Below are 12342 nucleotides of genomic sequence, written 5' to 3'. Positions count from 1 at the left end.
CCCCCACCCCCACCGCCACACCCGTCAACGCCCGGCCAGGGCAAGGGCGGGGCCAGGGCCCCCTCCGCGGACTGCGGGTGCTCGACCTCGCGACCCTCTTCGCCGGCCCCCTCGCCGCGACCCTGCTCGGCGACTTCGGCGCCGACGTCGTCAAGGTCGAGCACCCGGCCGTCCCCGACCCCTCCCGGGGCCACGGCCCCGCCAAGGACGGCATCGGCCTGTGGTGGAAGCTCCTCGGCCGGAACAAGCGGACCATCACCCTCGACCTGTCCACCCCCGGCGGCAGAGACACCCTGCTGCGACTCGCCGCCACCGCCGACGTGGTCGTCGAGAACTTCCGCCCCGGCACCCTGGAGAAGTGGGGCCTGGGCTGGCCCGAGCTGTCCGCCGCCAACCCGCGCCTGGTCCTGGCCCGGGTCACGGCCTTCGGCCAGCAGGGCCCCTACGCCCACCGCCCCGGCTTCGGCACCCTGGCCGAAGCCATGAGCGGCTTCGCCGCGGTCACCGGGGAGCCGGAGGGCCCGCCGACCCTGCCGCCCTTCGGGCTCGCCGACTCGATCGCCGCGCTGACCTGCGCGTACGCCGTGATGACGGCGCTCGCCGGACGGGACCGCACCGGGCACGGCCAGGTCGTGGACCTGGCCATCATCGAGCCGATCCTCACCGTGCTCGGCCCGCAGCCGCTCTGGTACGACCAGCTGGGCCACGTCCAGCCCCGCACGGGCAACCGCTCCGCCAACAACGCCCCCCGCAACACCTACCGCAGCGCCGACGGCCGCTGGCTGGCGGTCTCCGCCTCCGCCCAGTCCGTCGCCGAGCGGGTGATGCGGCTGGTCGACCGGCCGGAGCTGATCGCCGAACCCTGGTTCGCCACCGGTGCCGGGCGGGCCCGGCACGCCGACGTCATCGACGACGCGGTCGGCGGCTGGGTCGCCCGCCACAAGGCGGAGGAGGTCGTCTGCGCCTTCGAGGACGCGGAGGCGGCCGTCGCACCCGTCTACGACGTCCGCGACGTGATGACGGATCCGCAGTTCGCGGCCCTCGACACGGTGACCGAGGTCGAGGATCCGGAGCTCGGGCCCCTGCGGATGCAGAACATCCTCTTCCGGCTGTCCGAGACCCCCGGCGGGATCCGCTGGGCGGGCCGCCCGCACGGCGCGGACACGACGGAGGTGCTGGCCGAGCTCGGACTGACCGGGGCGGAGATCACCGCGCTGCGCACCGAGGGGGCCGTGTGATCCTCACCTGGCTCTACGCGCCCGGCGACCGCCCGGCGGTGGTCGCCAAGGCGCTGGGCTGCGGGGCGGACGCCGTGATCGTGGACCTGGAGGACGCGGTGGCGGCCTCCCGCAAGGAGTACGCCCGCGCCGCCACCGTCGAGCTGCTCGCCGAGCGGCCGCCGGTCCCGGTCCACGTCCGCGTCAACGCCCTGGGCTCCCCGTGGGGTGGTGCGGATCTCGCCGCGCTCGCCGGGCTGCGCGGGCTCGCGGGGCTGCGACTGCCCAAGATCAGCGCGCCGGACCAGATCGCCGCGGCCGCGGACCGCACGGGCGGGGTGGGCCTCTACGCCCTGCTGGAGTCGGCGCTGGGCGTGGAGCGCGCGTACGAGATCGCCCGCGCGCACCCCGCCCTGCACGGGCTCTCCCTCGGCGAGGCGGACCTGCGGGCGGACCTGGCGGTCAGCGCGGAGGAGGGCCTGGACTGGTGCCGCTCCCGGGTGGTGGTCGCGGCACGCGCGGCCGGGCTGGCGCCGCCGGCCCAGTCGGTGTTCCCGGACATCCGGGACCTGGAGGCGCTGGCGGTCTCCTGCGCCCGCGGCCGGTCCCTCGGTTTCCTCGGCCGGGCGGCGATCCACCCGCGCCAGCTTCCGGTGATCGAGCGGTCCTATCTCCCGGCGCCCGAGGAGGTGACCGCCGCCGTGGAGGTGCTGAGCGCGGCGCGGGCCGCGCCGGGGGCGCTGGCGCTGCCCGACGGACGGTTCGTGGATCCGGCCGTCGTGGCGTCGGCCCACCGCACGCTTGCGCTCGCCGCGCGGGTACCGGCCCACTGACCCCTTGCGCTCGCCGCGCGGTGTCCAGCCCCACGTGAGAAGGGGGGTGCCGCGTCGTGCGCGGCACCCCCCTTCTCGACCGCTCCCGCGGTCAGGACTTGTCGGCCTCCGGGGCCTCGGCGTCCACGGCCGGCTTGCGCAGGTCCGCCGCCGTGACGGCGCCCTGGGCGAGGGCCGGCGCGGAGTCCTTCGGACCGGCGTCGGCCGCCTCCACCGCCGCCTTGTCCTTGCCATTGTCCTTGGCCCCGACGGCGGCCTTGCCGTCCTTGCCGTCCTTGCCGCCCTCACCGCCGGAGGCATCCGGCTCGACGACCTCCTCGCGGCCCGGCCGCAGCTTCGCCGAGAGGACGAAGTAGATCACCGCGAGCACGAAGACGACGATCGACGTCCAGACGTTCAGCCGCACGCCCAGGATGTGGTGCGCCTCGTCGACCCGCATGTACTCGATCCAGCCGCGGCCGACGCAGTACGCGGCGACGTACAGGGCGAAGGCCCGACCGTGGCCGAGCTTGAAGCGGCGGTCGGCCCAGATCACCAGGATGGCGACGCCGACGCACCACAGCGACTCGTACAGGAAGGTCGGGTGGTAGGTCCCGGCGTCCCGGTTCGGGCCGGCGCTGATCTCCACCGCCCAGGGCAGGTCGGTGGCGCGGCCGTAGAGCTCCTGGTTGAACCAGTTGCCCCAGCGTCCGCAGGCCTGGGCCAGCGCGATGCCGGGGGCCAGGGCGTCGGCCCAGGCCGGCAGGGGGATGCCGCGGAGCCGGCAGCCGATCCAGGCGCCCACCGCGCCGAGCGCGATCGCGCCCCAGATGCCGAGGCCGCCCTCCCAGATCTTGAAGGCGTCGACCCAGTTGCGGCCCTCGCCGAAGTAGAGCTGGTAGTCGGTGATCACGTGGTAGAGGCGACCGCCGACGAGCCCGAACGGCACCGCCCACACGGCGATGTCCGCAACCGTGCCCGGCTTCCCGCCGCGCGCGATCCAGCGCTTGTTGCCGAGCCAGACGGCGACGAAGACGCCGATGATGATGCAGAACGCGTAGCCGCGGAGCGGGATCGGTCCGAGATGGATCACGCCGGTCGACGGACTGGGGATGTAAGCAATGTCCATGGCAGACCTGACGCTACCCTGCCGGACGGTGCGTACCGCAACCCGCCCGGCAGGGTCGAAACCAAATCCAGACATGGATCGGCGGAAGTCAGCCCCCCGAAGACCCGGTCCCGGACCCGGATCCAGACCCGGCCCCGGCCCTGGATCCGGTCCCTGCCCCGGATCCGGACCCAGATCCGGTTTCGGACCTGGCGCCGTTCGCGGAGCTCTTCGACGCCGCCCTCGAGGCCGACGGTGAGGCCGACGCCGACGCCTTCGCCCCGCTCTTCCCGGTGTCCTTCTCCCCCGTCCCCTTCTCGGAGCCCTTCGCGCCGGCTCCGCCCGAGCCCGTGGCGCCGGCCTCCACCTTCTCCTTGAGCTTCTGGGGGGTCAGCGGGTTGGCCTGGTCGGAGAAGATGTCCTTGCCGTCGAGCAGCACGGTCGGCGTGCCGCGGAAGTTCCCGGCGGCGAAGGCCTCGTGCGACTTGCCCACCCAGCTGTTGTGCGTGCCGTTCTCGACGCACGCCTTGAACTCGGGGGTGACCAGACCGTCCACCTTGGCCGCCAGCTCCAGCAGCTTGGCGTTCTTGCCGTAGGCGTCGTCGACCTCCTGCGGCTGGTTCTGGAAGAGGACGTCGTGGTACTCGGCGAACTTGCCGGCGTCCTGCGCGCAGGCCGCTGCGTTCGCGCCCTTCAGGGAGCCGCTGCCGCCCATGTTCCCGTCGATGAGCGTGACCAGATGGTAGTCCACCTTGAGCAGGCCCTTGGCCTCCAGCTCGTGGATGGTGTCCCGGTAGTTGTCCTCGAAGGACTTGCAGGCGGGGCAGCGGAAGTCCTCCCACACCGTGAGGGTGGCCTTCGCCTCGGGCTTGCCCGTCTGGATGGCGAGAGCGTCCTTGCCGGTGGCGCCGGAGGGGGCGACGACCGGGCCGGCCGAGTCGGACTTGTCGCCCTTGCCCGCGTTGGCCGCGATCACACCCACGACCGTCGCCAGACCCAGGACACCGACCACCGCCGCCGCCACGATGAGGGTCCGCCGGCGCTTGTCCCGGGTCTTCTGCCGCTCGCGCTCCACGAGGAGTCGCTCCCGGGCCGATCGTTTCGTCGCATCGCGGTTCGCACCGTCGTTCTTGTCGCTCACGCTCCGCCAAACGAAGCAGAGAGGCACTCGCGTGCCTCCCTGCTCGCCATTCCACCCGATCGGACTACAGAACCCGATCAGGCGTCCGTTTTGTCTCAGCTCCTGCGTACGCCTTCCGCAAGCTCGCCCGCCAGCGCCCGTACGGCGTCCAGCCCGGCCGGCAGGTCCGGCGCGTCCAGCAGCAGCTTCACGAAGGCCGAACCGACGATCACGCCGTCGGCGAAGCCGGCCACTTCCTTGGCCTGGCCGGCGTTGGAGACGCCGAGGCCCACGCAGACCGGGAGCGCGGTCGTGGCACGGGTGCGCCGCACCAGGTCCTGGGCCTGGTTGCCGACCGACTCGCGGGTGCCGGTGACGCCCATCAGCGAGGCGGCGTAGACGAAGCCGGAGCCGGCCGCCGTGATGGTGGCGAGACGCTCGTCCTTGCTGCTCGGCGCGACGACGAAAACGGTCGCCAGCCCGTGCTTCTCGGCGTGCTCGCGCCACAGCGCGGACTCCTGGACCGGCAGGTCGGGCAGGATGCAGCCTGCTCCGCCCGCGGCCGCCAGCTCGGCCGTGAACCGCTCGACGCCGTAGCGGTCGATGGGGTTCCAGTAGGTCATCACCAGGACCGGGGCGCCGGTCGCCTCGTGCGCCTCGCGGACCGTGCGGAACACGTCGGCGATCTTGACCCCGCCGCGCAGGGCGATGTCGTCGGCGGTCTGGATGACCGGCCCGTCGAGGACCGGGTCGCTGTGCGGCAGGCCGATCTCGACGACGTCCGCGCCACCGGCGATGACGGCCTTGACCGCCTCGATGCCGCCGTCGACGGTCGGGAAGCCCGCGGGGAGGTAGGCGACGAGGGCCGCGCGGTCCTCGGACTTCGCCTTGGCGAGGGTGGCGCTCAGCAGCTCGATGTTGCCGCGTCCGTGCGTGGAGCTCACTTGTCGTCCCCCTCGGAGAACTCGTTGTCGGCGACTTCACCGTCGGTGTCGTACAGGCCGAAGTAGCGGGCGGCCGTGTCCATGTCCTTGTCGCCGCGGCCCGACAGGTTGACGACCAGCAGGCCGTCCTTGCCCAGCTCCCTGCCGAGGTCCAGGGCGCCTGCGAGGGCGTGCGCCGACTCGATCGCCGGAATGATGCCCTCCGTCCGCGACAGCAGACGCAGGGCCTGCATGGCGGCGTCGTCGGTGACGGCACGGTACTCGCCGCGGCCGACGTCCTTGAGGTAGGAGTGCTCCGGGCCGATGCCGGGGTAGTCCAGGCCGGCCGAGATGGAGTACGGCTCGGTGATCTGGCCCTCCTCGTCCTGGAGGACGTAGGAGCGGGAGCCGTGCAGGATGCCGGGCTCGCCCGCGGTCAGGGTCGCCGCGTGCTCGCCGGTCTCGACGCCGTGCCCGGCGGGCTCGAAGCCGACCAGGCGGACGCCCGTGTCCGGGATGAAGGCGTGGAAGAGGCCGATGGCGTTGGATCCGCCGCCGACGCAGGCCGCGACCGCGTCGGGCAGCCGGCCGGCGCGCTCCAGGATCTGGCGGCGGGCCTCGACGCCGATGACGCGGTGGAAGTCGCGGACCATCGCGGGGAAGGGGTGCGGGCCGGCGACCGTACCGAAGAGGTAGTGGGTGCGGTCCACGTTGGCGACCCAGTCGCGGAACGCCTCGTTGATCGCGTCCTTCAGGGTCCGCGAGCCGGATTTCACCGCGATGACCTCGGCGCCCAGCATGCGCATGCGGGCGACGTTCAGCGCCTGGCGCTGGGTGTCGATCTCGCCCATGTAGATGACGCATTCGAGGCCGAAGAGGGCGCAGGCGGTGGCGGTGGCCACGCCGTGCTGGCCGGCGCCGGTCTCGGCGATCACCCGGGTCTTGCCCATGCGCTTGGTGAGCAGCGCCTGGCCCAGCACGTTGTTGATCTTGTGCGAGCCGGTGTGGTTGAGGTCCTCGCGCTTGAGGAAGATCCGGGCGCCGCCGGCGTGCTCGGCGAAGCGGGGCACCTCGGTGAGGGCACTGGGGCGGCCGGTGTAGTTGACCATGAGGTCGTTCAGCTCGGCCGCGAAGGACGGGTCGCCCTTGGCCTTCTCGTACTCGACGGCGACCTCGTCCACGGCGGCGACGAGCGCCTCCGGGATGAACTTGCCGCCGAAGTCGCCGAAGTAACCCTCGGCGTTGGGAACGTGACCCTCCGGGTCCGGGATGAAGAACTCGCTGGACATGTCCAGTGCTCCTACGGGTGCGAGATGCGGCGGGTGGTTTCACCGTATTGCGCCGCCCGCCCGCGGCGCGGACACCCCGCTGGGGGATGTCGCGCGTACGGTGCGGAACGGCCCGCTCCCGGAGCCGGTCGGCCCGGGGCAGCGGGCCGTACGGGACCGCCTGGCGGCGCGGTACGTCTCGCGTACCGGGCCGCGGCAGCCCTCGTTACGGCGCGCCTCCGCGGCGCCATCGCATGCCGTTGACCTGGCCGGGCTCGGAGCCGATCACGTACCGGACCCGCCGCCCGTGGACGCGCCGGGCCGGGGCGCGGCAGCCGCGGGGGCGGCAGCCGCGCGCCAGGGGCGCGTACGCCGTCGGCACGCGGCGCGTGCGGACGGAGGGGCGGTCAGGGGTCATGGGACGGTCAGCTCCGTCCGTGGCGCAGGGCCGGGTGGGCGCCGGCCGCGACGAGGTCGGCCACGGCCGCCTTCGGGTCGCGGCCGGTCACCAGGGACTCGCCGACGAGGACGGCGTCGGCGCCCTCGTTCGCGTAGGCGATCAGGTCGTGCGGCCCGCGGATGCCGGACTCGGCGACCTTGACGATGTGGGGCGGGATCTCGCCGACGACGCGCTCGAAGGTGGAGCGGTCGACCTTGAGGTCCTTGAGGTTGCGGGCGTTGACACCGATGATCTTGGCGCCGGCGGCCACCGCGCGTTCCACCTCCTCCTCGTCGTGGACCTCCACGAGCGGGGTGAGACCGATGGACTCGGCCCGCTCGATGAGGGAGACGAGGGCCTCCTGGTCCAGGGCCGCGACGATCAGCAGCGCGAGGTCGGCGCCGTAGGCGCGGGCCTCCCACAGCTGGTACGCCGTGACGATGAAGTCCTTGCGCAGGATCGGGATGTCCACGCGGGCGCGGACGGCCTCCAGGTCGGCCAGCGAGCCGCCGAACCGGCGCTGCTCGGTGAGGACGGAGATGACCGCCGCACCGCCCGCCTCGTAGTCCGCGGCGAGCCCGGCCGGATCCGCGATCGCGGCCAGCGCACCCTTGGAGGGGCTGGAGCGCTTGACCTCGCAGATCACCTTGACGCCGTCGCCGCGCAGGGCCGCGACGCCGTCCTTGGCCTGGGGCGCCTTGGCGGCACGCTCCTTGAGCTCGTCGAGGCTCACGCGGGCCTGCCGTTCGGCAAGGTCTTCGCGGACCCCTTCGATGATCTCGTCGAGCACACTCACGCGAGCGGCCCCCTTCCGGGTCGATGACGGTCGGCCGCCCTGCAGACACGTACCACTGCAAGGTCGGCAATCAAATGGTATCCGGCGGAGGCGTCGCCCTCCGCACTCGGTTGACGGCGTCCCAGTAACTGGACATTCGGAATACGCCCTTCATCGCGGCTGCGCAGGGGACTCAGGGCGCCAGTGCCGACCCGAAAGAGAGATTTCGGACAACGGCGAAAACCAGTACCGCCGCGCCCACCGCCCACGCGTGGGCGGGACGCAGCACGATCCTCGGGACCGGCCCGCCACGGAAGGCGCGAACCAGCCACAGGGCCATGAACCCCGCGAAGACGAAGTAGCCGACGACCGCGAGGGCATTCGACCCGAAAGCAGCTGCCAGGTCCCCGTGGGCGAACGCGTGCGCACTGCGCAGCCCGCCGCAGCCCGGGCACAGGACGCCCGTCAGCCGCAGCAGCGGGCAGACCGGGTAGTGGCCCGGCTCATTGGGGTCCACCGCACCCACATACGCGAAGGCCGCGCCCACCGCGGCCAGGTAGAACGCCGGAGCGGCGAGCCGCCTGGCCCGGGACGCCCGCTCGGCGGGCACCGCGGGTACGGCCGGTCCGGCCGGCGGACCGGGCACGGCGTCGGGGGTGCTGGAGGCGTCCACCTGCTGATTCTCTCCGCTCACGACAAAAGGCGCAGCCCGGCGGGGCCGCGCCTTTCGGCTCTCTTCCAGGGACCGGCGCAGGTGGCGCGCTCAGACCTTGGCGGGGACCTTGTTCGCGGCGATGACGTCGGCGAGGTCCTTGTGGGCGGCCTTCGGCGCGCCCATGCCCGCGGCCTTCATCCCCAGGCCGACGACACCGCCGAGCGCGACGACGACCAGGCCGGCCCAGAAGCCGAGGGGGTTCGCGAGCACCATGAAGGCGCCGGAGATGCAGAAACCGATGAAGGCGATGGTGACACCGGTCCAGGCGGCCGGGGTGTGTCCGTGGCTAGTGCCCGCCATGAGTTTGCTCCTCGTTGCTCTGTCGCGCTGCTTCGTCGAACGTGCGGTCTGTGCCGGACGCTCGGTGACATTGTCCCGCACCGGGCGGCTTCGCCGTCCAGGGGGGTCGGCTCAGGGGCCGGGTCAGCGGCTCCGGTCGCTGCTCGGGTCCGTGGTCGGGTCCTCGCCGCGGTCCAGAGCCTTCCACAGATCTTCCGGCCGGTCGGGATCCACCGCCGCGACGGCCCGCTGACGGGGGCTGCCGTCACGCTCGTAGCGGCCGCCCATCGAGGGCCAGCCGCGGCCGAAGCGCAGCGCCAGCAGGCCGGCGGCCAGGATCAGGACCGCCCCGGCGGCCGTGACGTACGGCCACGTGGTCTGGGTCAGGCCGGCCACGTGCGCGGCGCTGTCAGCGGTCGTACGGGCGGCCTGCGCGTCCAGGGCGCTGCGGCCGTCGGAGCCGAAGAGGGCCGACAGCGCCGCGCCGAGGCCGCTGAGCGCCAGCAGGCCCGACACCAGCAGCCGGCCCTTGCCGCGTACGGCGAAGACGGCGACCAGCGCGGCCAGGCCGACGATGGCCAGGGCCGCCGGGAGCCCGGTCACGGCCCGCCCGTCGGCGCTCAGCTGGAGCGAGTCGCTGCCGATCGCGGCCGTGCCCCGGGCCCAGACCCGGCCGGAGGCGAGCAGGACGACGGTGGCACCCAGCGCGCCGAGCAGCAGCGCGGCGGCCACGCTGCGGCGGCTGCTGCGACTCTCGGCGGCCTCGGGCTCGGGCTCGGCGGAGGCATCGGAACGGGGCGGGGGTACGGCACTCACGTACCCCACTATCCCCTACGCCTTCAGGAGCCGCTCAGGCGGTTCGCCGCTGCCACCGCGCGCAGCACGGCGGAGGCCTTGTTGCGGCACTCGTTGTCCTCCAGCTCGGGCACCGAGTCCGCGACGACACCGGCTCCGGCCTGTACGTACGCCGTACCGTCGCGCAGCAGCGCCGTGCGGATGGCGATGGCCGTGTCGGAGTCCCCGGCGAAGTCCAGGTAGCCGACGCAGCCGCCGTAGAGGCCTCGGCGGGAGGGCTCCAGCTCCTCGATGATCTGCATGGCGCGCGGCTTGGGCGCCCCGGAGAGGGTGCCGGCCGGGAAACAGGCGGTCAGCACGTCGAAGGCGGTCTTCCCCTCGGCCACGCGCCCCGTCACGGTGGAGACGATGTGCATGACGTGGGAATAGCGCTCGATCGACATGAAGTCGACGACCTCCACCGATCCCGGCTCGCAGACCCGGCCGAGGTCGTTGCGGCCCAGGTCGACGAGCATCAGGTGCTCGGCGCGCTCCTTGGGGTCGGCCAGCAGCTCCTCGGCGAGGTCGTTGTCCTCCTGCGGGGTCGCGCCCCGGTGGCGGGTGCCGGCAATGGGGTGGACCATGGCCCGCCCGTCCTCGACCTTGACGAGCGCCTCCGGGCTCGACCCGACCACGTCGAAGCCGTTCTCGAAGCGGAAGAGGTACATGTACGGGGACGGGTTGGTGGCCCGCAGCACCCGGTAGACGTCCAGTGCGGAGGCCTCGCAGGAGGTCTCGAACCGCTGCGAGGGCACCACCTGGAAGGCCTCGCCGGCCCGGATCCGCTCCTTGATGTCCTCGACGGCCGCCTGGTACTTCTCGCCGCCCCACAGGGCCGAGAACTCGGGCAGCTCGGAGGCGGGCAGCGGGGCGGGCACGTAGGGCGCGGGCCGGGCCAGGTCCGCCTCCATGGCGTCGAGGCGGGCCACGGCGTCCGCGTGGGCCTCGTCGACCCCGGAGTCGAGGTCGTTGTGGTTGATGGCGTTGGCGATGAGCTGGACGGTGCCGTCCCAGTGGTCCAGCACCGCGAGGTCGGAGGTGAGCAGCATCGTCAGCTCGGGCAGCTGGAGGTCGTCGCTGCCGTGCTCGCCGATGCGCTCCAGGCGGCGCACGATGTCGTAGCCGAGGTAGCCGACCATGCCGCCGGTGAAGGGCGGCATGCCGCCCGCCAGGTCGCGGGGGGTGTGCAGGGCCTCGACGGTGGCGCGCAGGGCGTCGAGGGGGTCGCCGTCGGTGGGTACGCCGACGGGCGGGGTACCGATCCAGTGCGCCTGGCCGTCCCGCACGGTCAGGGTCGCGTCGCTGCGGACCCCCACGAAGGAGTACCGCGACCAGGACCGGCCGTTCTCCGCGGACTCCAGGAGGAAGGTGCCGGGGCGTTCGGCGGCGAGCTTGCGGTACAGCCCGACGGGCGTGTCCCCGTCGGCGAGCAGCTTGCGGCTCACGGGGATGACGCGGCGGTCGGCCGCGAGCTTGCGGAACGTCTCAAGATCCATTGCGGTGGGACCCCTACCTAGTCGGCTGCGCGGAGGAGGACATCGTCGTCGAAGCAGGTGCGGGATCCGGTGTGGCAGGCGGCCCCGACCTGGTCGACCTGGACGAGCACGGTGTCGGCGTCGCAGTCGAGGGCGACGGACTTGACGTGCTGGAAGTGGCCGGACGTATCCCCCTTCACCCAGTACTCCTGGCGGCTGCGGGACCAGTACGTGCAGCGGCCGGTGGTCAGGGTGCGGTGCAGGGCCTCGTCGTCCATCCACCCGAGCATGAGCACCTCACCGGTGTCGTACTGCTGGGCGATGGCCGGTACCAGGCCGTCGGCGGAGCGCTTGAGGCGCGCGGCGATGGCGGGATCGAGGTTGCCGGGGCGGGGGGACGTACTCATGGGGCCCATTGTGCCGGGCCCGGATGGGCGCGGTGATCCATGTCCGTCTGATGGGCGGGCGTACGTCGCGTTCCGGCCGTAGGCTGGCGCGCATGTCTACCCATGCGAAGCGTGAACGCCTGCTGCTGGCGGACCTGTTGGAGGCGGCCGGTCCGGAGGCCGCCACGCTGTGCACCGGCTGGAGGTGCCGTGAGCTGGCCGCACACGTGGTGGTACGGGAGCGGCGGCCGGACGCGGCGGGCGGCCTGGTGCTGAACGTGCTGAAGGGGCGGCTGGACGCGGCGATGGCCGAGTACACGGCCAAGCCGTACGAAGAGCTCATCCAGCTGATCCGGACCGGGCCGCCGCGGATGTCGCTGTACGCGCTGAAGCAGATCGACGAGGCGGCGAACGCGGTGGAGTTCTACGTCCACGCGGAGGACGTCCGCCGGGCCCAGCCGGACTGGTCCCCGCGGGAGCTGGACCCGGTGTTCTCGGACGCGCTGTGGTCCCGGCTGGAGAGGATGGCCCGGCTGACGGGGCGCCGCTCGCCGGTGGGCCTGGTGCTGAGGCGTCCGAACGGGCAGACGGCGGTGGCGCACAAGGGTGCGCCGGTGGTGACGGTGACGGGCGAGCCGGGGGAACTCACCCTGTTCTGCTTCGGCCGTCAGGCGTCGGCCGCGGTGACGCTGGAGGGTGAGAAGGAGGCCGTCGCCAAGCTGACGACGGCCGAGCTGGGCCTCTGACCTCGCCGGTCGGGCCGCCGTTGCCCTGGCCGGGCCGTGCGGTTGCCCTTGCCCTTGCCCTTGCCCTTGCCCTGGCCGGGCGGTGCGCTCGTGTTCCGTCTGCGGGCCGGTGGCCGCCCTTGCCCTGGCCGGGCGGTGCGGTTGCCCTTGCCCTGGCCGGGCGGTGTGCTCGTGTTCCGGGTGCGGGCCGGTGGCCGCGCCTCAAGCGCCGGCGGGGCTGGGTGGTGTCCCGGGGCGGGAGCGGG

At 73.1% G+C, this 12342-nt stretch carries 13 protein-coding genes and 1 pseudogene; 3 read left to right on the top strand and 11 right to left on the bottom strand.

Annotated elements, in window-relative coordinates; translation table 11 throughout:
* Together IH80_RS0136765 and IH80_RS0136760 are read left to right on the top strand one after the other, a co-directional pair.
* On the top strand, nt 1-1238 hold a 1238-nt coding region (locus IH80_RS0136765), incomplete at its 5' end, for a CoA transferase (RefSeq protein ID WP_051810323.1).
* Nucleotides 1235-2050, top strand: coding sequence for an HpcH/HpaI aldolase/citrate lyase family protein (locus IH80_RS0136760; RefSeq protein WP_030966204.1), 816 nt, complete (start codon nt 1235-1237; stop codon nt 2048-2050). The genes IH80_RS0136765 and IH80_RS0136760, both read left to right, overlap by 4 nt.
* Before the next feature lie 91 nt (nt 2051-2141).
* On the opposite strand, the gene lgt is transcribed toward IH80_RS0136760, so the two are convergent.
* From lgt to hisI, 11 genes and pseudogenes are all read right to left on the bottom strand, one after another.
* Entirely contained in the window at nt 2142-3158 is a 1017-nt protein-coding gene (gene lgt, locus IH80_RS0136755) for a prolipoprotein diacylglyceryl transferase (RefSeq protein ID WP_030966203.1), read from the bottom strand.
* Between the two features lie 340 nt (nt 3159-3498).
* A pseudogene (locus IH80_RS0136750) lies at nt 3499-4278 on the bottom strand (thioredoxin domain-containing protein); the annotation flags it as partial.
* A gap of 95 nt (nt 4279-4373) precedes the next feature.
* Nucleotides 4374-5201 (bottom strand): tryptophan synthase subunit alpha, encoded by an 828-nt coding sequence (gene trpA / locus IH80_RS0136745; RefSeq protein ID WP_030966201.1) that lies wholly within the window; start codon nt 5199-5201, stop codon nt 4374-4376.
* Nucleotides 5198-6469, bottom strand: a complete 1272-nt coding sequence (gene trpB, locus IH80_RS0136740; protein ID WP_030966200.1) for a tryptophan synthase subunit beta — start codon at nt 6467-6469, stop codon at nt 5198-5200. Before trpB ends, trpA begins: the two co-directional genes overlap by 4 nt.
* Nucleotides 6470-6674: 205 nt before the next feature.
* Nucleotides 6675-6866, bottom strand: a complete 192-nt coding sequence (trpM, locus tag IH80_RS0136735) for a tryptophan biosynthesis modulator TrpM (protein ID WP_030966199.1) — start codon at nt 6864-6866, stop codon at nt 6675-6677.
* A 7-nt stretch (nt 6867-6873) separates the two neighbouring features.
* A complete protein-coding gene (trpC, locus tag IH80_RS0136730) occupies nt 6874-7683 on the bottom strand; it encodes an indole-3-glycerol phosphate synthase TrpC (protein WP_030966197.1) in 810 nt (269 codons plus the stop codon).
* A 172-nt stretch (nt 7684-7855) separates the two neighbouring features.
* A complete protein-coding gene (locus IH80_RS0136725) occupies nt 7856-8356 on the bottom strand; it encodes a DUF2752 domain-containing protein (RefSeq protein ID WP_234432512.1) in 501 nt (166 codons plus the stop codon).
* A gap of 69 nt (nt 8357-8425) precedes the next feature.
* Nucleotides 8426-8677 (bottom strand): HGxxPAAW family protein, encoded by a 252-nt coding sequence (locus IH80_RS0136720; protein ID WP_030966195.1) that lies wholly within the window; start codon nt 8675-8677, stop codon nt 8426-8428.
* A gap of 123 nt (nt 8678-8800) precedes the next feature.
* Nucleotides 8801-9481: a TIGR02234 family membrane protein gene (locus tag IH80_RS0136715; protein WP_030966194.1), complete on the bottom strand. Its 681-nt coding sequence runs from the start codon at nt 9479-9481 to the stop codon at nt 8801-8803.
* A 14-nt stretch (nt 9482-9495) separates the two neighbouring features.
* Complete coding sequence (locus IH80_RS0136710; protein ID WP_030966192.1) at nt 9496-10986, bottom strand: anthranilate synthase component I; 1491 nt, start codon at nt 10984-10986, stop codon at nt 9496-9498.
* Nucleotides 10987-11003: 17 nt separating this feature from the next.
* Nucleotides 11004-11372, bottom strand: coding sequence for a phosphoribosyl-AMP cyclohydrolase (gene hisI / locus IH80_RS0136705; RefSeq protein WP_386394767.1), 369 nt, complete (start codon nt 11370-11372; stop codon nt 11004-11006).
* 92 nt (nt 11373-11464) lie between these two features.
* Between hisI and IH80_RS0136700 the strand changes: the two genes are divergently transcribed.
* Nucleotides 11465-12097, top strand: coding sequence for a TIGR03085 family metal-binding protein (locus IH80_RS0136700; protein ID WP_030966190.1), 633 nt, complete (start codon nt 11465-11467; stop codon nt 12095-12097).
* Nucleotides 12098-12342: the final 245 nt, after the last annotated feature.

The organism is Streptomyces sp. NRRL S-378 (assembly GCF_000720645.1).
GTDB lineage: Bacteria > Actinomycetota > Actinomycetes > Streptomycetales > Streptomycetaceae > Streptomyces.
This window is presented reverse-complemented; position numbering and strand designations above follow the sequence as displayed.

Excerpts from the sequence above, each read along its gene's own strand:
- lgt (WP_030966203.1), bottom strand. The coding sequence starts at position 3,158 with ATGGACATTGCTTACATCCCCAGTCCGTCGACCGGCGTGATCCATCTC.
- trpB (WP_030966200.1), bottom strand. The coding sequence starts at position 6,469 with ATGTCCAGCGAGTTCTTCATCCCGGACCCGGAGGGTCACGTTCCCAAC.
- trpM (WP_030966199.1), bottom strand. The coding sequence starts at position 6,866 with ATGACCCCTGACCGCCCCTCCGTCCGCACGCGCCGCGTGCCGACGGCG.
- IH80_RS0136720 (WP_030966195.1), bottom strand. The coding sequence starts at position 8,677 with ATGGCGGGCACTAGCCACGGACACACCCCGGCCGCCTGGACCGGTGTC.
- IH80_RS0136710 (WP_030966192.1), bottom strand. The coding sequence starts at position 10,986 with ATGGATCTTGAGACGTTCCGCAAGCTCGCGGCCGACCGCCGCGTCATC.
- hisI (WP_386394767.1), bottom strand. The coding sequence starts at position 11,372 with ATGAGTACGTCCCCCCGCCCCGGCAACCTCGATCCCGCCATCGCCGCG.
- IH80_RS0136700 (WP_030966190.1), top strand. The coding sequence starts at position 11,465 with ATGTCTACCCATGCGAAGCGTGAACGCCTGCTGCTGGCGGACCTGTTG.